Origin of the sequence: Anaerococcoides asporogena, assembly GCF_029590275.1 — a bacterium.
GTDB lineage: Bacteria > Bacillota > Clostridia > Clostridiales > Clostridiaceae > JG1575.
The window spans coordinates 2,147,463-2,167,785 of record NZ_CP120965.1 but is presented as its reverse complement, the minus strand read 5'-3'; the positions used below and the strand labels follow the sequence as shown (position 1 = coordinate 2,167,785).

The 20,323-nt window shown below is 51.1% G+C and carries 18 protein-coding genes, 1 pseudogene, 1 riboswitch and 1 other annotated feature; of the genes and pseudogenes, 15 read left to right on the top strand and 4 right to left on the bottom strand.

All coding sequences use genetic code 11. The features are described from left to right. From P6M73_RS10030 to P6M73_RS09965, 14 genes and pseudogenes are all read left to right on the top strand, one after another. The gene (locus P6M73_RS10030; protein WP_277852919.1) at nt 1–534 is read left to right on the top strand and encodes a hypothetical protein; all 534 of its coding nucleotides are present in this window, start codon (nt 1–3) and stop codon (nt 532–534) included. An 87-nt stretch (nt 535–621) separates the two neighbouring features. After that, on the top strand, nt 622–1,173 hold the full coding sequence (gene hpf, locus P6M73_RS10025; protein WP_277852918.1) for a ribosome hibernation-promoting factor, HPF/YfiA family: 552 nt from the start codon (nt 622–624) through the stop codon (nt 1,171–1,173). A 180-nt stretch (nt 1,174–1,353) separates the two neighbouring features. Next, nucleotides 1,354–1,606: a binding site (T-box leader), on the top strand. A gap of 219 nt (nt 1,607–1,825) precedes the next feature. Further along, on the top strand, nt 1,826–2,710 hold the full coding sequence (locus P6M73_RS10020; RefSeq protein ID WP_277852917.1) for a substrate-binding periplasmic protein: 885 nt from the start codon (nt 1,826–1,828) through the stop codon (nt 2,708–2,710). A gap of 43 nt (nt 2,711–2,753) precedes the next feature. Beyond that, entirely contained in the window at nt 2,754–3,419 is a 666-nt protein-coding gene (locus P6M73_RS10015) for an amino acid ABC transporter permease (protein WP_277852916.1), read from the top strand. A 4-nt stretch (nt 3,420–3,423) separates the two neighbouring features. Then, a complete protein-coding gene (locus P6M73_RS10010) occupies nt 3,424–4,146 on the top strand; it encodes an amino acid ABC transporter ATP-binding protein (RefSeq protein WP_277855759.1) in 723 nt (240 codons plus the stop codon). Nucleotides 4,147–4,161: 15 nt separating this feature from the next. Continuing rightward, on the top strand, nt 4,162–5,598 hold the full coding sequence (locus P6M73_RS10005; RefSeq protein ID WP_277852915.1) for an amidohydrolase: 1,437 nt from the start codon (nt 4,162–4,164) through the stop codon (nt 5,596–5,598). 342 nt (nt 5,599–5,940) lie between these two features. Next, nucleotides 5,941–6,636 carry a pirin family protein gene (locus P6M73_RS10000; protein WP_277852914.1) on the top strand — a complete coding sequence of 232 codons (696 nt, stop codon included), beginning with the start codon at nt 5,941–5,943 and terminating at the stop codon, nt 6,634–6,636. A gap of 258 nt (nt 6,637–6,894) precedes the next feature. After that, nucleotides 6,895–7,491 (top strand): annotated as a pseudogene (locus P6M73_RS09995) (nitroreductase family protein). A gap of 225 nt (nt 7,492–7,716) precedes the next feature. After that, a complete protein-coding gene (locus P6M73_RS09990; RefSeq protein WP_277852913.1) occupies nt 7,717–8,319 on the top strand; it encodes a nitroreductase family protein in 603 nt (200 codons plus the stop codon). Between the two features lie 286 nt (nt 8,320–8,605). Continuing rightward, entirely contained in the window at nt 8,606–11,119 is a 2,514-nt protein-coding gene (gene secA, locus P6M73_RS09985; protein WP_277852912.1) for a preprotein translocase subunit SecA, read from the top strand. A 245-nt stretch (nt 11,120–11,364) separates the two neighbouring features. Further along, a protein-coding gene (prfB, locus tag P6M73_RS09980; protein WP_277852911.1) for a peptide chain release factor 2 occupies nt 11,365–12,481 on the top strand; the annotation gives its coding sequence in 2 pieces (ribosomal slippage) (nt 11,365–11,442 and nt 11,444–12,481; 1,116 coding nt in all). After that, nucleotides 12,478–14,643, top strand: a complete 2,166-nt coding sequence (locus P6M73_RS09975; protein WP_277852910.1) for a Tex family protein — start codon at nt 12,478–12,480, stop codon at nt 14,641–14,643. The genes prfB and P6M73_RS09975 overlap by 4 nt, the downstream gene beginning before the upstream one ends. A 151-nt stretch (nt 14,644–14,794) precedes the next feature. Continuing rightward, nucleotides 14,795–14,910: riboswitch (FMN riboswitch) on the top strand. Nucleotides 14,911–14,994: 84 nt separating this feature from the next. Then, nucleotides 14,995–15,603: an ECF transporter S component gene (locus P6M73_RS09970; RefSeq protein ID WP_277852909.1), complete on the top strand. Its 609-nt coding sequence runs from the start codon at nt 14,995–14,997 to the stop codon at nt 15,601–15,603. Nucleotides 15,604–16,052: 449 nt separating this feature from the next. After that, on the top strand, nt 16,053–16,754 hold the full coding sequence (locus tag P6M73_RS09965) for an SDR family oxidoreductase (protein WP_277852908.1): 702 nt from the start codon (nt 16,053–16,055) through the stop codon (nt 16,752–16,754). A 94-nt stretch (nt 16,755–16,848) separates the two neighbouring features. On the opposite strand, the gene rimI is transcribed toward P6M73_RS09965, so the two are convergent. Genes rimI through tsaE form a run of 3 tightly spaced genes read right to left on the bottom strand, consistent with a single transcriptional unit; the run spans nt 16,849 to nt 18,440 of the window. After that, a complete protein-coding gene (gene rimI / locus P6M73_RS09960; RefSeq protein WP_277852907.1) occupies nt 16,849–17,304 on the bottom strand; it encodes a ribosomal protein S18-alanine N-acetyltransferase in 456 nt (151 codons plus the stop codon). Continuing rightward, nucleotides 17,282–17,986: a tRNA (adenosine(37)-N6)-threonylcarbamoyltransferase complex dimerization subunit type 1 TsaB gene (gene tsaB / locus P6M73_RS09955; RefSeq protein ID WP_277852906.1), complete on the bottom strand. Its 705-nt coding sequence runs from the start codon at nt 17,984–17,986 to the stop codon at nt 17,282–17,284. The genes rimI and tsaB overlap by 23 nt, the downstream gene beginning before the upstream one ends. Continuing rightward, the gene (tsaE, locus tag P6M73_RS09950) at nt 17,967–18,440 is read right to left on the bottom strand and encodes a tRNA (adenosine(37)-N6)-threonylcarbamoyltransferase complex ATPase subunit type 1 TsaE (protein ID WP_277852905.1); all 474 of its coding nucleotides are present in this window, start codon (nt 18,438–18,440) and stop codon (nt 17,967–17,969) included. Before tsaE ends, tsaB begins: the two co-directional genes overlap by 20 nt. Before the next feature lie 96 nt (nt 18,441–18,536). Here tsaE and P6M73_RS09945 point away from each other — a divergent pair, with 96 nt between their 5' ends. Then, nucleotides 18,537–19,469 (top strand): metal ABC transporter substrate-binding protein, encoded by a 933-nt coding sequence (locus tag P6M73_RS09945; RefSeq protein WP_277852904.1) that lies wholly within the window; start codon nt 18,537–18,539, stop codon nt 19,467–19,469. A 104-nt stretch (nt 19,470–19,573) separates the two neighbouring features. On the opposite strand, the gene P6M73_RS09940 is transcribed toward P6M73_RS09945, so the two are convergent. Then, nucleotides 19,574–20,320 (bottom strand): metallophosphoesterase family protein, encoded by a 747-nt coding sequence (locus P6M73_RS09940; RefSeq protein ID WP_277852903.1) that lies wholly within the window; start codon nt 20,318–20,320, stop codon nt 19,574–19,576. Nucleotides 20,321–20,323: the final 3 nt, after the last annotated feature.

Here is a 20,323-nt window from a genome sequence, read left to right as displayed (position 1 = left end):
ATGTTTTTACAAAGACGAAAGATGAACGCCCGAGTTGGAGTAGAGCCGAATATTGACAATGTGGCAGATGACCTGCTCCTCAGGATGGAGGGCCGCTGGTATCTGGCCTATTCAGGCTGTCCGCTGTGGCAGAAGCCTGAAATCAATACGGTGAGCTTCAATTTTCATCCCCGCCATCTGGGGGAAGAACTGGTTCTGGAGGACCGGGTGGAATACATAAAGAACGGCAAAATGAGATTTCGACTGGGTTTTGACTATCCCGTCGAAGGCATTTTCAATACCTTTCGCTGGAAGGGCAAGGGGGTCAATCGAACATTCCGCAACCATTTTGAAGTCACCCTGATTACGGAAGACTTTATGGTTCTGTTTTTCGAAAAAACACTGACCAGTCCGACTTCCATCGATATCCTCACCCGGGAGAGGCTGGCTGGAAAAGACTTGATGGTACGGATTTTTGATCAGATCCGGAACAATGAGACCATCCCAGCTTACCTCAAAGATGTCCGCCAAGTGCGGCAGACTCAGCAATTATGAGGTGTTTTATTGGCCTTGTGCCTTGAGTTATCGGCCAATAAAGGGTAAAATAGAACTAACAACAAAATACTAAACGAGGTGACAGATATGAAAGGATCAATTTACTTCAAGGACATGCGGAATTCTGACGCACTGGAAGATCTGATGGTCAAGAAACTGTCCAAGCTTGATAAATACTTCAAGTCAGAGGCAGATGCCAAAGTCACCATGTCCACGATCAAAAAGACGAACTTCAAGGTAGAAGTATTGATACCCTTCAATGGTTTGTTTTTAAGAGCTGAGGAAACCACCGATGATATGCATAAATCCATCGATCGGGTGGTTGAAAAAATTGAACGTCAGCTCAGAAGATACAAAACAAAGATTGAAAAACGCCACACCAAAGAATCGGTTCGTTTCCCTGATTTCAACCAGGCGGCCTTTGCTGAAAATGCAGAACCTGTGCCAGGTGAGGAAGAACCAAGAATTGTCCGGACCAAGAGTTTCGAACTGAAGCCCATGACGGAAGAGGAAGCAATCCTTCAGATGGAGTTGCTTGGCCATGATTTCTATGTCTTTGAAGATCTCAGCGGCATCACCAGCGTGATCTACAAGCGGAAAGATGGAAATTACGGTTTAATTGAACGAGCCACCATCTAGTCCCAAGACCAGCATGTAAAGCAGCTCCCCGGCTCAGTCCGGGGAGCTTTCCTGTTTCCGGGGGGCAGATCCAACCAAAGTGATCGCAGGTTCAGCTGCCGGAACGCGAATAAAATTACAATTTATTTTATAAATATACTTTACGAACCCCGATCCCTGTGATAGAGTGAATGGCATAGCAGAAAAGCTTTGATAAGAACCAGTAACCTGTAATGACCAGATGAAGAGAATGTGCGGTTGGTGCGAGCACATGGAGGTCTGCCGGTGAACACGTCTTTGAGCTGACGGGCGAACCCTCGAATGGGGCAGTAGTCTGATCCGGATCCTCGCACCCGTTACCGTGCAAAAGTATGATTGTACTTGATGAGGTTGACATCGTGAGGTGTCGATAAATGAGAGGTGGAACCACGTGAGCAGCGCTCCCGTCCTCTGGCATAGATGGCCAGAGAACGGGAGCTTTTTGATTGTCTCAGACCGAACAATAAAGACCGTTGGACTCAGAGTGAGGCGGATTTTCGAGACAGATGGACTCAAGAAACAGGAGGGCATAGGAACATGCATCATACGAATTACAGAACAGCTCGATAGAAGTCGATTCGATCAGAACCATACCAGGAAATATGAACTAAAACCAAGCAAAGGGGAGAAACAAATGAAAAACCAAATGAAAAAGCAATGGAAACAGAACCTGGTGAGCGTGATCACCGGACTGGTCATGATGGGGATATTGAGCAGCTGTTCGTCTCTTAATCCGGCTCAGTCAATTGGGAAAAACGCCAGCCGGCTGGAAGCCATCAAAGCCAAAGGGGTATTGTCGGTGGCGATGGAGCCATACTTTGCGCCGAATGAGTTTATCGACCCATCCAAGACCGGGGATGACAGGTACGTCGGCAGCGACGTTGAAATGGCGAAGTATATTGCTCAGAAGCTCGGCGTCGAGCTGGAGATCGTTCCGCTTGAATTTTCTGCCGTTCTCTCCAGCATTACGGAAGGTAAGTATGATCTGGCCATCAGCGCACTGGCCTACACGCCGGCCCGGGCTCAGGCGATGATCCTGTCCGATGGCTATTACTTTTCCGAGGATTCACCGGGCTACGGACTGGTGATCCGCTCAGAAGACAAGGAAGTCATCAAATCGGCTGCCGATCTGGCGAATCAAGTGGTGGTGGCTCAGTCCGGCTCGCTGCAGGAACTCTTTGCCAACGACCAGATTCCGGTGAAAAAAGAGCTGAAGCGGGTTTCCTCAACCACAGACGGCCTGCTGATGGTTCAGGAAAACAAAGCGGACGCCATCGTCGTTGCCAAATCCATGGCGCAGCTCTACATTGATGCGAATAAGGGCTGCGGCCTGGAAATTGTTCAGGGATTTGAATTTACAGTGGACAAAGCTCTGGACGGAACCCGGGTGGGGATCCCGCTCGGAGAGGAAGAACTGGCGGCTGAAGTCAATCGCATCATTGCCGAGCTGCTGGCCTCCGGGCAGTACGAAAAGTGGTACAACGATTATTCCGAATACGCCAAAAAACTCGGTCTGTAATGACGCTGAAGGCTGCAGCGATGAAAAGATAAGGTGAGGTAAAATGCTAGATACATTGATCCAGCTCTGGAACAAATACAATTATGTTTATATCGACGGTCTGGTGGGAACCTTGTCTTTAGCCGCGGTGACTGTACTGGCCGCAACGCTGCTGGGAACTGTCATCGCAATCATGAAGCTTTCCCGGTTTAGGATCTGTCATCTCATCACTGGAACCTATATCAGTGTTCTGCGTGGAACCCCGATTCTCCTGCAGCTGTATTTCTTCTGGCTGCTCCTGCCGAAAGTCCTTCCTTTTGACATCTCCGACATGGCCTGCATCATTATTGCCCTGATCATCAACGCCAGTTCCTATGTGGCGGAAATTGTCCGGGCCGGCATTCAGGCGGTGGACAGGGGCCAGGTGGAAGCAGCCCGCTCCCTGGGAATTACCGCGGTTAATACGATGCGGACCATTGTCCTGCCTCAGGCAGTCAAGAACATCCTGCCGGCTCTGGGCAATGAATACATTAATATGGTCAAGCAGACTTCACTGGCTTCCGTCTTTTTCGTGCCCGAACTGATGACATCTTACAAGACAGTCCAATCCGCCACGTTTCTGGCCGTGCCGTCGCTCATCATTGTTGGAATGATTTACTTTGTTTTGATCAAGCTGCTGGAACAAGGGCTTGATCTGGTGGAAAGGAGGCTGGCCCGCAATGAAGCCTGAAGCACTGATCCAGGTTGAGCACCTGAATAAATTCTTTGGCAAGCTGCAAGTTCTGAAGGATATCAGTGAGACGATCCGAGAAGGGGAAATTGTCTCCATCATCGGCCCGTCCGGCAGCGGTAAGAGTACATTCTTACGGTGCCTGAATCTGCTGGAACGCCCTACTTCAGGCAAAGTCCTGTTTGAAGGCGTTGATCTGGCGGACAAGAACATAGATCTGGATCGTCACCGGCAGGACATTGGCATGGTGTTCCAGCAGTTCAATGTATTTCCGCACCTCAAGGTCATCGACAACATTACGCTGGCACCAATGCTGGAGAAAAAAATGTCCCGGCAGGACGCACAAGCCAGAGCCAGCGAGCTGCTGGACCGGGTAGGTCTCCTCGACAAGCGGGATGAATACCCCACCCGGATCTCCGGGGGCCAGAAGCAGCGTCTGGCGATTGTCCGTGCCCTGGCCATGGATCCGAAGGTCATGCTCTTTGATGAACCAACCAGCGCACTGGATCCGGAGATGGTCAAGGAAGTCCTGGACGTGATCAAGGAACTGACCCGGACTGGCATGACCATCGTTATTGTCACTCATGAAATGGGCTTTGCCCGTGAGGTGAGCGACCGGATTCTGTTTATGGATGAAGGAGTCATTCAGGAACAGGGGACACCGGACATGATATTTAACCACCCGCAAAATCCCCGTACGAAAGAATTTTTGAGCAAGATGCTCTGATCAGGAGAAGAAGCGATGAGACCATTGACACAAATTGATCGAACAATCACCAGCAAAACCGAACTCCTGCTGGATCTGAGCGACCGGATCTGGCACCTGGCAGAGCTGCCCTATGAGGAATTCGAATCCGCGGCGCTGCTTCAGCAGGCGCTGGGAGCCGAAGGATTTGCCGTCGAGACCGGGACAGCCCTCATGCCGACAGCTTTCATTGCCCGCTGGGGGCAGGGCAGCCCGGTCATGGGATTTCTGGGAGAGTATGACGCCCTGGATGGCCTGAGTCAGCAGGCAGGACTCACCCAGCCCGGACCCCTGGGGAATTGCTCTGCCGGTCATGGCTGCGGGCACAATGCCTTGGGTGTTGGATCGCTGGGAGCTGCCCTGGCACTCAAGGAATACCTGGAATCCAATCAACTGTCGGGAACCGTCGTATATTATGGCTGTCCCGCGGAAGAAGGGGCCGGCAGCAAGCAGTTTCTGGCCCGAGCCGGTGTATTTGATCCGGTGGATTTTATTTACACCTGGCATCCGTCAGATCTCAATCAAGTCCAGTCCACCCGGACGGTGGCCATCATGGGCGCGAATTTCAGTTTCAAAGGGATAACAGCGCATGCCGGAAGTACGCCTCATCTGGGGCGGAGCGCACTGGACGCGGCCGAGCTTATGAGTGTCGGGGTCAATTACCTGCGGGAGCATATGATCGACGGAGCCAGGATTCACTACGCCTATGCCTATGCCGGCGGCACAGCTCCCAATGTGGTCCAGGATCGGGCCACCGTCAAGTATGAAGTCCGCTCGCCCAAAGTCAGTCAGGTCAAGGAGCTGTTTGAGCGGGTTGCTGACGTTTCGCGGGGAGCTGCTCTCATGACGGGCACCCAGACAGAATACGAGATTACCATGGGCTTTTCGGATTATATTCCCAATGAGCCGCTGGCAGCCATTGCCAGCGAAGCCTTCCTGGAGGTCGGTGCTCCGCCCTGGGATGAAGCAGACTTTGCGCTTGCCCGAGCCTATCGGGACAGTTTCAGCGAGACGACCCGTCAGAGCATGAACGAATCAATTCGGGAGATGTTCGGCGAGGACCGGCTGGCAGAAATCCAGAGCAATCCGCTGGACACCGAAGTTCATCCTTATTCGGCAGGTCCGACCCGCTACGTGTCCGGCTCAACGGACGTAGGGGATGTCTGTTATGTCGCCCCCACGGTGAATTTCAATGTAGCCGCAGCATTCATTGGTAATGTCGGCCACACCTGGCAGATGACGGGACAGTCTGGGAGTTCCCTGGCCCGGAAAGGGATGCTGACGGCGGCCCGCGTGATGGCTCTGGCCGCAGTGAAGACGATGGAGCAGCCAGAAGTGATCGCCAGGGCAAAGGAATTTGTGCGCAAACAGAACGGCGGAGCCTATCGCTGCCCCTTGCCGGAGGAACTCCAGCCTCCAGTGGGGCGGTACTGATCCAATTTACACAGACCTTCACAAGACCCGATCCCGGAGCTGCCGGGATCGGGTCTTGTCAGTTGAAGCCATTCCCTAATCTCTGCATCGTCGTATGTAGTGAAGCAAGGGAAATCAAATGATGATGATCAGGCGATAAAAATCAAACGATGGAAATCAGGCGATAAGGATTGTGAGATGACGTTGAGGCAGATAATCAGGGTTTGAACAAATGAGAGATTTTGACAGGGCAAGAAAAGAGGTTGACATCAATCGGGAGAACCTGATATATTAACATTAGTTACATAAAGTAATCAACGAATGATAAATAACAATAGTTAATGCGAAACAAAGGAGAAACCAATGAAGGTTATAGATCATAAAACCATGGGCAGCAGTGATTTGGGCTGGCTGCAGAGTATTTTTCATTTTTCGTTTGCTGAATACCGGAATCCGGAGAAAGTTCAGTTTGGCGCACTGCGCGTCATCAATGACGATCTCATTCATCCCCACACCGGCTTTGAGAAGCATCCGCACCGTGATATGGAGATCATCTCCTATGTCGTTGAGGGAGAACTTTCTCATAAGGACAGCATGGGCAATGAAAGCGTACTGAAACGAGGCGAGGTCCAGTATATGAGTGCCGGAACCGGCGTTTATCACAGCGAACATAACCGGGGAGACGAAATGCTCCGAATCCTTCAGATCTGGGTATTTCCGGATCAGCGCAATCATCAGCCAAATTACGGCGAATATCGCTTCCCCTGGGAAGACAGAGTCAATCGCTGGTTCCCGCTGGTTTCATCGCAAACCGGGCAGGCGCCGATCCGGATTCATCAGGATGCCGCATTCCATGTCATCAGCCTGGAGGCTGGCAAGGAAGCTTATTTTGCGGTAGGTGCCGGCCGGCAGGCTTATCTGATTCAGATGGAAGGCGAGTCGGTCATTAACGGTGAGCTGGTTGGCGGGAAGAATGCCGTGGAAAGCCAGGAAGAGGATTTTACCATCAAAGCGCGTACAACTTCTCATATCCTGGTGATCGAGCTGGCAATGAGCTGATCGTCAGACGGGAGTGGACGAACCCCATATTCTTGGCGGAATCCGGTGTGGGATCGCACCCTTTGGCATATGTTATAAAATAAAAAAGTTATAAAAACAAGCTAAGCTCCAGTTGACAATCATTATCAGTTATGTTTAAATCAGATTAGAGGTTACGAATGGTAACAGAAAGACGATTAGTAACTTAGTTACATCAAAATACATCAAAATACATCAAAATACAGTAAATCAATACGAAATCTTAAGGAGACCAACAATATGAACACAGTATTAAACGCCATCAGCCAGAGAAGATCCCAGTACGCCATTTCCCCGAAGTCGCCGATTTCAGAAGCCCGAGTTTCCGAAATTGTGAAGACCGCGGTCAAATATGTCCCTTCCGCCTTCAACTCACAGCAGCACCGCGTGATTGTCCTGTTCGGGGAGCAGAACCATAAGCTCTGGGAGATCACCAAAGAGGAACTCAAATTGATTGTACCGGCGGATCAGTTTGGCCCGACGGAACAGAAGATCAATAGTTTCCAGAACTCTTTCGGAACTGTGGTGTTCTTCGAAGAGAACTCCGTGGTCACCGGTCTGGCGGAGCAGTTTCCGACCTATGCCCACAATTTCCCCATCTGGTCCGAGCAGTCCAACGGAATGCTGTAGTCTGCAATCTGGAATGCACTGGCAGAAGAGGGACTGGGTGCTTCTCTCCAGCACTACAACGAAGTTATTTCGGACTCAGTCAAGAGTGAATGGAACATCCCGGCGAGCTGGAGAATGGTTGCCCAGATGCCCTTCGGAGCACCTGTTGCGGAGCCAGGTGAGAAAGCTTACCCGGATGCGGATGCCTTCGTCAAGATCTACCAGTAAATAATCAGATATGGATAACGGAGCCGGTGAACGCCGGCTCCGTTTTAGTCCTTGAGGGAGATATTCCGCAAGATCTGGCGCTCCCTTCATTCGCCGAAATGATCGGCCGATTGCTCAATTGAATGGAGGGGGTTAAAATGAGAAGAAACAGCCAGCATCTGCTGTTGATCACAGCGGCGGAAATCAGAACTAAAATTTGGCAAATTTGCGCAGGAGGAGAACGTTATGAATGCGATCCTTACAGGACTTAAAAAAAGAAGATCACGCTATGAGCTGAAGCCTGACATTCCGATCAGTGATGACCAGCTCGCAGAGCTGATTGGCAATATATTCAAGACCATGCCTTCACCGATGAACTGCCAATCCTCCCGGGCAGTCCTTCTCTTTGGGGAGGACCATCTGAAGCTGTGGCGAATCACTTTGGAAGAAATGAAGAAAACTGCTTCGGAAGCCGGATATGCCAAAGGTTTGAAGAAAGTTGAAACGTCGTTCCAAAGCGGTTATGGTACCATACTCTTCTATGAGGATGGGGCAATCGTCAGAGAGCTGGAGGAGAAGTACCCCAAGTACGCCCACAACTTCCCAGTCTGGTCAGCCCAGACCAGCGGGATGCACCAGATTGCAGTCTGGTCGGCACTGGCGGATGAGGGGATTGGTGCTTCGCTCCAGCATTATAATGAACTGATCGACGAACGGGTTCGGATGGAATGGAATATACCGGACCAGTGGAAGCTGTACGCTCAGATGCCCTTTGGCCGGGCAGTGGATGTACCAAAGGAAAAGGACATCAAGCCCCTGGAGGAACGAGTGATCATTCATCGAGGCTGATTGATGCAGAAGAGCCCACCTTGGACATCCGTCGCCCTCAGTGTCTGCCCTGCAGTATGAGATCCCCCTGAATCATCCCTTGAAGAGCGGTTTTCTGCCGGTCGCGATGGTTCAGGGGGTTTTATGCTTTCACCAGGATGTGACAGCAGACTGGATTGAATGAAATGTTTCAGATTGAATAATTGTTATGATTGAATGGATATAGGTCATAATTTCCCCTCAAGGGTGTAAGGTGGTATAATATAGCTTGTGAAAAAGTGCGTATAAACCGTATACGGAGGAAAAAATGGGAATACTGAATAAAATCTTCGGAACTTACTCGGACAGGGAAGTCAAGCGGATCTACCCGATGGTGGAGAAGATCAACGCCCTGGAAAGCGGGTATCAAAAGCTCTCCGATGATGAATTGAAAAATAAAACAATTGAGTTCAAGGAGCGCCTGGCTCAGGGCGAAACACTGGATGATATTCTGGTGGAAGCTTTTGCCACCGTGCGCGAAGCATCAGTGCGCGTTTTGGGAATGCGTCATTTTGATGTCCAGCTCATCGGCGGAATCGTCCTGCATCAGGGACGTATCGCGGAAATGAAAACCGGTGAAGGGAAAACGCTGGTGGCCACGCTGCCGTGTTACCTCAACGGGCTGACCGGCAATGGCGTCCATGTCGTTACGGTCAATGATTACCTGGCGAAATTACAGGGTGAATGGATGGGGCAGCTTTATAACTTCCTCGGCCTTTCCACCGGGATTATCCTGCATGGCCTGACCAACCAGGAACGGCGCGATGCCTATCACAGCGATATTACGTACGGAACCAACAATGAGTTCGGATTTGACTATCTGAGAGACAACATGGTTGTTTACGAGGAAGAAATGGTTCAGCGCAAGCTGAATTTCGCCATCGTGGATGAAGTCGACTCCATTCTCATTGATGAAGCCAGAACCCCGCTGATTATTTCCGGCGAAGGGGACAAGAGTACGGAGATGTACAAGGTCGCTGATCTCTTCGTGAAACGGCTCAAGGATGAGGCTGACTTCACAGTGGATGAGAAGGCTCATTCCGTCATTCTGACAGAGGACGGCATTACCAGGGTGGAGCGTTACTTCAACCTGGACAATTTCGGAGATACCGCGCATATGGAGCTGCAGCACCATATCAACCAGGCTCTGAAAGCCAATTATCTGTTCAAGGCAGATAAAGACTATATGGTCAAGGACGGCGAAATCATCATTGTTGATGAATTCACGGGTCGTCTGATGGAAGGCCGGCGCTACTCCGACGGACTGCATCAGGCCATCGAAGCCAAGGAGAACGTGGATGTTCTGAAGGAATCCAAGACTCTGGCAACGATCACGTTCCAGAACTATTTCCGGATGTACCAGAAGCTCTCGGGTATGACCGGTACAGCTCTGACGGAAGAAAATGAATTCCGATCCACCTATAACCTGGACGTTATTGTCATACCGACCAATATGCCGGTCGTTCGACTGGATCATCCGGATGTCGTCTACAAGACGGTAGCAGGAAAATACAAAGGACTGATTCAGGAAATTGTGGAGACTTATCAGAAAGGCCAGCCAGTTCTGGTTGGTACGACCTCTGTGGAAAAGTCCGAACTGGTATCGGAACTCCTGAAACGGGAACGCGTTCCGCACCAGGTTCTCAATGCCCGCTATCATGACAAGGAAGCTGAGATTGTATCACATGCCGGTGAAAGAGGCATGGTTACCATCGCAACCAATATGGCCGGACGTGGAACAGACATCAAGCTGGGCGAAGGAGTCAAGGAACTGGGGGGATTAAAGATCCTGGGTACGGAACGCCATGAAGCCCGCCGGATTGACAATCAGCTGCGCGGCCGTTCCGGCCGTCAGGGAGACCCCGGAGAATCCCGGTTCTACATTTCGCTGGATGACGATCTGATGCGGATCTTCGGTGGTGAAACCCTCAAATCCCGTGTTTCCAAGCTCGGGCTGGGAGATGACGAGGCGATTGAATCCAAGCTCGTTTCCGGTGCCATTGAAAATGCCCAGAAGAAAGTGGAAGGCAACAACTTTGATGCCCGTAAGACTCTGCTGGGATATGATGATGTCATGAATCAGCAGCGTGAGATTATCTATCGTCAGCGCCGTGAAGTCATGCAGGGCAATGACATTTCCGAAAGCATCCAGTCCATGATCGCTCGCGCGGTGGAGAACAGCGTTCAGCGTTTTCTGCAGGATGGCCAGGACACCCGCGAAGATTATGCCAACCTGGCACGGTTTATGCAGATTCTGGTAGCTCAGGCCAAACCAACGCCGGCGGAGGACCTGCAGGCGATGGATCAGGCAGCCATCACAGCTCATTACATTGAAGCCGCCATGGTCAAGTACCATGAAAAGGAACAGAAGTATCCGGAACAGATCCGGGAACTGGAGCGGGTCGTCCTGCTTCGGGTTGTCGACAACAAGTGGATGGATCACATCGACAACATGGACAAACTCAAACGAGGCATCGGACTGCGGGCCTACAAGCAGCAGGATCCGGTACAGGCCTATCAGTTTGAGGGGACTGACATGTTCAACGAGATGATCGACACCATCGACGAGGAAACCACTCGGTTCCTCCTGAATGTTGAGATCCGGACACAGGAAGACATTGAGCGGGAACAGGTTGCCAAAGAAACGGCAACCAACCAGGATGACTCTCTGCCCAATACACCCCAAGTCCGGAAGGATAAAAAGGTCGGCCGCAATGATCCGTGTCCATGCGGATCGGGTAAAAAATACAAAAATTGCCACGGTCGCACAGAACGGGGTTAACCCGGATTCTTAACATGGGATGGAAGGGAACTCTGACACAGGGTTCCCTTCCGTGCCCCCCAGAAGATGATGGAGTCAGAAACGGCTGATCTCCGGCTCGACCGGCAGAGAGCGACTGGTGCCATCCAGGACTGGATCTGAGCCGCAGCCTGGTCCAGACCGATTCCGATTGTTTCCTTTATTCATGACCTTGTATGTTCCACACAGAATCTACAGATATCCAAACAGCTCAAGAGGTGAAAGAAATGTATTTAAAGTTAGCCGAAGCCCTGCAGAAGATCAATGAGCAGGAAGAAAAAATCAATTCGATAAAGGAGAGTCTTTGACGTCCCAAGACTGACCCTGCGGTTGTCGGAGCTGAACATGAAAATGTCGGAGCCGACCTTTTGGGATGATCCGGAGTCTGCCCGTGAATTAAGTCAGGAGGCGGCCGGACTGGAAGACCGGTTAAAGAATCTAAGGACCTTTGAGGAACAGCTCAGCGATATTCAGGTGCTGGCCGAACTGTCCGAAGATGACGAAGATACCGAGAAACAAATCTATAAGGATTATCTGGCACTGGACGAAGCATTGGACCAATACCTGCTGCAGCTTCATCTGGACGGACCCTATGATGCCAATAACGCCATCCTGAATCTCCATGTCGGGGTGGGCGGTACGGACGCTCAGGACTTCACCCAGATGCTGATGCGCATGTATCTGCGCTGGGCTGAGAAGAAGGGCTTTAAAACAGAGCTGCTGAACCAGCTCGATGGCGAGGAAGCTGGGATCCGGGAAGCGGTGATCAAGATCACCGGAGAGTATGCCTACGGCTATCTGCGAAGTGAAAAGGGAATCCATCGCCTGGTGCGAATTTCCCCGTTCAACACCAACGGCAAGCGCCAGACGTCGTTTGCTTCGGTGGAGGTTCTTCCCGAACTGAAACAGAATCAGGATGTACAGATTAATCCGGATGACCTGAAGATCGACACCTATCGGTCCGGCGGTGCAGGCGGCCAGCACGTCAACAAAACCGAATCGGCGGTTCGGATCACCCATCTGCCCACCGGCATCATTGTACAGTGTCAGAATGAACGCAGCCAGCACAACAACCGGGAAGTCGCCATGGACCTGTTAAAGTCCAAGCTGGTTGAACTCAAGGAACGGGCACATATGGAAAAGATCGAAGAGCTGACCGGGGAGCAGAAAGACATGAGCTGGGGCTCCCAGATTCGATCCTATGTGTTCAATCCGTATCAGATGGTGAAGGACCACCGCACCCTGGCTGAGACCACCGATGTATACGGGGTGCTGGACGGAAACATCGATTTATTTATTAATGCCTATTTACAGGCCAGAGTACAGGGGGATTTACAGGAATGATGAGACTGGAAGAACAGATCGCACAGGAACTGGGGATCAGGACGGAGCAGGTAGAGGCAGTGGTTGCGCTCCTTGACGAAGGCAACACGGTTCCGTTTATTGCCCGTTACCGGAAAGAAAAAACCGGTTCACTGGATGATGAAGTTCTGCGTAAACTCTCTGAGCGGCTGACCTACCTGAGAAATTTCAATGCCAAGCGGGAGGATATCGAGCGTCTGATTACAGAACAGGGCAATATGACCGAAGACATTCTGGAAGCCCTGCGTCAGGCCTCGACGGTGACGGAACTGGATGACATCTACCGTCCTTTCCGGCCCAAGAAGCGGACCCGGGCGATCATCGCGATGGAGAAGGGTTTGAAGCCACTGGCAGATTATATTTTGGCCGGGCAAGGCGAAGTTCTGCCGGCAGCTCAGGAGTATGTGGACGAGGAGAAGGGAATCAAGTCGGAGGACGAAGCGATCGCCTATGCCCTGGATATCCTGGCGGAGCAATTTTCAGACGATGCCGAGAACCGGAAATGGATTCGGGATTATGCTCAGAAGCTGGCAGCCATCACCTCCACCGGATCTGGCGAAAATTCACCCTACGAGATGTATTTTGATTTCAATGAACCGATCCGCGCCATCCCCGGTCACCGCATCCTCGCGCTGAACCGCGGGGAAAAGGAAGGGGTTCTGAAAGTCAGCATCGAACTGGATCAGCAGATCATTGAAGACCATATGCTGGATCATCTGGAAACAATCAACAGCAAGAATCGGACCTATCTGGTCCGGGCAGTCAAAGATTCCCTGAAGCGCCTGATCTGGCCCTCCATTGAACGCGAAGTCCGCAATCAGCTGACCGAAAAAGCAGAAGCAGGGGCCATTGATGTCTTTTCCAAGAACTTGTCAGCCTTGCTGCTTCAGGCACCGGTCAAAGGCAAACGCGTGATGGGTTATGATCCGGGATTCCGCACGGGCTGCAAGATTGCAGTGCTGGACGAAAACGGTAAATACCTTGAATCCACCGCGGTTTTCCCCACAGTGCCGCGCAACGACGTGGCGGGAACCATTCGCACGCTGAAAGCGCTGATTCGGAAACATAAGGTGGAAGTTATCTCCCTTGGCAACGGGACCGCCTCCCGGGAATCCGAAGAGGTTCTGGCACAGCTGATTGCCGAACTGAAGAAAGATCAGATCGAGGTCGGCTATGTAGTTACCAACGAGGCAGGAGCATCTGTCTACTCTGCTTCCCAGCTGGCGACTCAGGAATATCCTGACCTGGATGTTACCGTCCGCGGAGCGATCTCCATCGGCCGTCGGCTCCAGGATCCGCTGGCGGAGCTGGTCAAGATCGATCCCAAGAGCATTGGCGTTGGTCAGTATCAGCATGATATTGATCAGAAAAAGCTGGATGAGTCTCTCACCGGCGTCGTTGAAGACTGCGTCAACAGTGTGGGCGTGGATCTGAATACCGCCACACCGAGCCTGTTAACCTATGTATCCGGAATTAACAAGACCCTGGCTGACAATATTATTCTTTATCGGGATGAGGTCTCCGGCTTCAAGTCCCGGAAAGAGCTGTCCAAGGTCAAGCGCCTGGGCCCCAAGGCATTTGAACAGTGTGCCGGGTTCCTGCGGGTGCCTGAATCCGACGAGATTCTGGACCGTACCGGGGTTCATCCGGAGTCCTATCATGTAGCCCGTGAGCTGCTGGAGCTGCTGGGCTATCAGAAGTCTGACGTGCGTTCCGGCGGGTTGGATGACCTCAAAGCCAGGGCAGACCGCTATCCGATGAGCAAACTCAGTGAAGAAACAAAGGCAGGAATTCCAACGCTCCAGGATATTATCAAGGAGCTGATGAAGCCCGGCCGGGATCCTCGGGAGGAGCTGCCGCAGCCAATCTTCAAGACCGGAATCCTGGAACTGAAGGATCTGGAAGAAGGCATGATCCTGCAGGGGACTGTCCGCAACGTGTCTGATTTCGGCGCATTCGTGGATATCGGAGTGCATCAGGACGGCCTGGTCCATATCAGTCAGCTGGCCGACCGATTTGTCAAAAATCCCATGGAAGTCGTCAAGGTCGGAGACATTGTTGAAGTCCGCGTCATCGGAGTTGATCTGGGCCGGCGCCGAATTTCGCTTTCCATGAAGGGAATGGGAAAAACCGCTAAGCGCTGATTGAGGCTGGATTCTGGTCAAAAAAGTCGGAGCCTGCGCCTCAACACCGGATTCAGATCATGGTTTTCAATTCGACAGAGCTTTGATGAAATCTTCACGAACCCGTTGCCAGATTCGATCGCATGTAATATAATACAGATGTAAAATAAATAAATATCTTCAGGGCGGGGTGTAAGTCCCCACCGGCGGTATAGCCCGCGAGCCTTAACAGGCTGATCCGTTGCAACTACGGAGCCGACAGTATAGTCTGGATGAAAGAAGAGATTAGTATGATAATCGAAGCCCTGGCATTTTGCCGGGGTTTTTTTGTCACTCTACTTCTGAAGATATCAAATCTCAGGAGGTTTTATTATGTTAAACACCAGGACATCCACCCAAGTTACCGTGAAAGGCGCTCTGCTTGTCGCCATTGCCTTCATCTTCACTTACTTTGAATTCCCGATTCTTCCGTCCGTGCCATGGCTCAAACTTGATTTTTCAATGGTGCCGCTCCTGCTTGGCGCACTGGCGCTGGGACCTGGAACCGGTGTGCTTCTCACCGCACTGCTGCAGGTGATCCTGTTCGCAACCAAATCAAGCACCGGCGGAGTCGGAGAAATTGCAAATTTTATCGTGATCTCCACCATGATTGTTGTTGTCAGCCTGGTCTATAAGAAGCACCGCAACCTCACCGGTCTGGTAACTGGTCTGCTGCTCGGAACCCTTGGCTTTACCCTTGCGGCGGTACTGGCCAACAAATTCATTCTGGTTCCGCTGTTCTTCCCCGGTGAATTCCCCGGAGGTCAGGCAGCCTATGAGACGTACCTTTACAGGATGGTTCCTCTGTTCAATGCGATCAAGGGTGTTTCAGTCGCATTGCTGTCCGCGCTCTTGTATTCCAGACTTGAGCGGTTTCTGAAAGTGGAATCTTCCAAATCAGTCAGCCAGCTGGAAAATACTCGTCTGCGCAAAGCCAACTAAGCCCCTGCTGATCAGAATATCGTAAAAAGAAGTCGATCCATGTGATCGCCGATTCATCACCACCCCGTCCCACCAAGGCCTTGAGCCGGAAGGGGACGGGGTGGTTCTTTGAGCGGAATTAGACCGATCTGCGCAATCAGGCGAGAAGTGAACATGTAGGAGACACAACTTTTCCGAATTTTCGCATACAGGTGACAGCAGTTAGCTCAGAGATACCAGTGGCCAGAGATGACAGACCAGCCAGTAGCCAGAGAAGACAGACCAGCCAGTAGCCAGAGAAGTGAGAGTAGCCAGTGAAGCTACAGAAGCAAGAAAAGCGAGAGAAGTGAGAGAATCGAGAAAAGTTCAGACAGGATTTCATCCAGAGAGGTTGGAAGATGGCAATCAACCCTCCACTCTGAACGAATGGTATGATAGGGATATAGTATTTACCCAAGGAGGTTCATGCAATGGAACAGCAAACAGTTGTCGTCACAGGGGCTGGCAGCGGACTGGGGGCAGCCCTGGTGAGGAAATACTCTGAAAAGGGGGCTCATGTGTGTCTGATTGGTCGAACCGAGGATAAGCTTCAGACCGTGGCGGCAAGCCTTGTGGGAAGCTGGGACTGCTTTGAGGCGGATATCTCGCAGGTGGCCCAGATTCGAAACGTGATTCAATCAATCCTGGACCGGCGGGGCAGGATTGATGTTTTGATCAACAGTGCGGGCGTCATCGCGCTGGGAGCGGCACAGGAGCTCATGGAGTCCTCCGTCCATGAAATGATTGACACCAATCTCAAGGGCACTATCTTCACTTCCCAGGCGGTCCTGCCTCATTTTAAGGAGCGAAATCAGGGAATTCTGGTGAACATCATTTCCACCGCCGGTCAGGAAGGGAAAGCCGGAGAATCCGTCTATTGTGCCAGCAAATTTGGAGTAAGAGGATTTACCGAAAGTCTTCAGGTGGAGCTGAAAGATACGGATATCCGGGTGATGGCAGCCTATATGGGCGGTATGAATACAGAATTCTGGGACGGAATCTTTCCGGCGGAGAAAACAGCCCGACTGATGGATCCCAGAGATATCGCCGACCTGCTCATTAATAACATTGAATCCAGACCAAATCTTTCGGTCACATCAGTGACCATTAAAAATCATATGGGGAAGAAATAGGCCATCCGAACAGTCAGAAAAATACATACTGAAATATTCCCTGAACGTGAAAAAAAAGAGCCTGCGGGCTCTTTTTCCATATGTTATAGCTGAGTTACCTTTCTGACTGGGGCAGTTTCAGAGACATGACGTGGGCATCCTCTTTATCAGGATAAAAGCCCTTGCGGTAGCCGGCATACTGAAAACCGGCCGACTCATACAGCCGGATGGCAGCCTGGTTTGATACCCTGACTTCCAGAAACATGACGGCCATGCTGCGCTCCCTCATATCCTCAATCAATGCCTGGAGCAGACGGCCTGCAATTCCCCGACCCCGCATTTGAGGGTGAACCGCGATATTGGTGATCTGTACTTCATCAAACACCAGCCAGGCACCGGCATAGCCTACCGTTTGGCCATCCGCCCGGGCTGTCAGGTAATAGGCCTGCTCATTGTGCAGCTCTGCCTGAATCGCTTCCCGAGACCAGGGTGATGAAAAACTCAGAGCATTGATCTGATGAATGGCCTCCAGATCCTGCTCCTCCATCCTATGAATCGAGAACGTGTCCATGTTTGGCCTCATACTCCCGCTGTGCCTGCGGCTTTCTCATGTAGCGGGGCAAAGTGGTATCTCCGGGTGGAATCTGGCGGTCGACATCGGACTTGCATAATCTGGCCAGGTTGGATGCCCGTTGAATGACGGAATCCTCTGCCAGTCTGGCCTGAGGGAATGCGGACTGAATCGCTTCTCGATATTTGATCAGCCCGTCGCCTGCAATGAGGAGAGGTTCACCTTCCCTGAAATGGGATTTCAGTTCAGCCAGATCCCTGACCTCGGGGCTGAGCAGTTCCGTTTGACCCTGCGGGGTATTCTGGATGGCGGCGCTGTAAAACGTCTGTTTCAGCGCGTCATGCAGAATCAGAATATTCCGGTCTGAATGCTTCAGGGACTGGGCGGATGCCGCAAAGGAGTGATAGCCGTACAACGGGATATTCAAGGCATAAGACATTGCCTCAAGTACCGACAGTCCAATGCGGAGACCGGTGAAGGAACCAGGTCCGAGATTGACGCACAGATGAGTCAAATCCCGCGGGGTTACATCGGTTTTTTGCATCAGGTCCTCGATCATTGGCATCAGCAGCACGGAATGCTGTTTTCCAAAATTCATATTGTACTCTGCCAGCAGCTCTTCATCGCGCATCAGGGCGACGGAGCAGTTGGACCCAGAGGTATCAGCGGCAAGTATCAACATGGGGCAGGCTCCTTTCAGACTGGGATGTACTCCAGTTCATGGCAATTTTACGCTCATCGGGCGACTCTCCGAGGGACAGGTTAATTTTCAAAAAGTCATCAGGCAGGATGCTTCCAATCAGGTCGCTCCACTCGATGACGCTGATGTCGGTGCTGTAGATGATTTCTTCAAAGCCAAGATCAAGGATTTCATCTTCTTCGTGAACCCGATAGACATCGAAATGGTTCAGTTGGCCGGGGATCGGCCTCGGGAGGGGATAGCTGTTTAAGATTGTGAAGGTTGGGGAGCTGACATCGCCCCCGTAACCCAATCCCCGGGCAAGTCCTTTGACAAAGTGGGTCTTGCCGGCACCCAGGTCTCCGTCCAGAAGCAGGACATCGCCGGCTCGAAGACAGGAGGCCAGCTGTTCTCCCAACCGCATGGTTTCTTGTGTGGATTTCGTAATATAATTCATTGGTTTGCTCTCTTTGCTCTATTTTCATACTTTTGTAAACTAAAAAATTTCTTGCTAGTATATAATACAGGAAACACGTGGAAAAGGGAAAGATCAATGAAAATATTAAAATCCGGCTTACTGATCCTGATGGCAGGGATTTTTTTGACAGCCTGCGCCCAGACCGGAGAAAGCCAGACCCAGCAGGGTATGACATCGTCTGAATCCGGGCCCCGGGAACGAAATCTGAATATCCTGACTTCAGCGAAGATTGTAGCAGATATGATTGATTCATTATCTGAAGGTCAGCATACTATTCGATATATGACGGAATCCGAATCAGATCTCCGGAGCATTGTTCCGAATCCAGAAATGATGACTGAAGGGGACTACCAGGCATTTTTCTATGTTGGTGCCAGCTATGAACCATTTATTCGGGAGTTTACGGAAAAAATCGACAAGAACAAAGTGAATGTCGTGAATATTTCTCGGGGCATTGATATTCTCCGGCATAAAATCAATAAACTGGATCATGAAAACTACTATTACCTGATGAATTCGACGAATTATAAGATTGCTTTGAACAGCATTAAAAATTCGCTGCAGGAAATGGATCCGGCCAGAAAACAGAAATATGATGAACGCTTCGTTGCCGTTTCCCGAAAAATCGATGATTTTCAGGGGCGCGTCAAGGACTTTATGTCTGACGAGGATCAGCTGGTGTTCGTTGTGGACTCGGATTTGACTGCGTATGTGGTGAAAGAATATCGCAAGGATCCGCTGCTGATTACCAATTTTATCGAGCGCAAGTTAAGTGAAGAATCGCTGAATCTGTCCAATGCCTCTCAGCCAACTGCTCTAAATGGCGCTGAAAAACGGATCTTTCTTTATTCAGATGATGTATCCCTGCAGAAATATGCGGATGACATTACAAAGTATCGCCTGATTCCGGTTCGGATTACGCTGTATGACCCATCAGAGACTCTGGTGGAATCATTCTTCTTTAACTTTGAGCGGATTCAGGATGCGATTTCGCCCCTGGGGAATTAATTCGAGACTGCGATAAGTCGGCCTGAACCGAAATATCTTTCCTTCGATCGGAAGCTTGCCCAGGTAACAATGAAACCTGTATGCGCCATAACGCATACAGGTTTTTAGATTCCCTGAAGGATTCGCTCCCACAAGGGAGAAGGTAGTCCGGCGGACCGGATCTTCTCAGCGGCCAGGGCGGCATCATAGGCGACAGAGCGCTTTTCAAGGGTAAAGGTTTCATCATCGTAAATCAAGTACTGAGCCTTCGGGTTGTGGTTTCTGGGCTGGCCGACGCTTCCGCAGTTGATAAGGTAACGGGCCTTGGAATCAAGCTTCACAACGGTGTCTTCCGCCAGTGAAAGAAAGACTGGGCGACCATCCTTAATAAAAAAATAACCCGGAATATGGGTGTGGCCATGAAACGCCAGCCCCAGTCCCAGTCGTTCGAGTTTGGACAGGGAAAGCGTCAGGTACGGTGAACGTACGTCTCCCGGCATTAAATAGTAAAACCGCTGGGCTCCGTAGGGCGAGCCGTGAGAGAGGTAGATGGCGTCATCGCTCCATTCATAAGGCAGCTGACTGAGCCAGTCGTGATCGGCCGGACTAAGTCTAGTTCGGGTATATTCAGCAGATTCCCTGGCTAAGGGATTGAAATGTTTCAATTCGTTCCAGTCCAGCTGGACTTGCTCATGATTTCCTCGGATGACGATGGCCTCGGACTGGCGGATTCGCTTCACGCACTTGCCGGGATCCGCTCCGTAGCCAATGATATCGCCCAGTACGTAGAGCTGACCCGGCCCGCAGTCTTCCAATACAGCGGTCAGAGCTTCCAGATTGCCATGGATGTCGCTGAGCATGATATGTTTCAACGG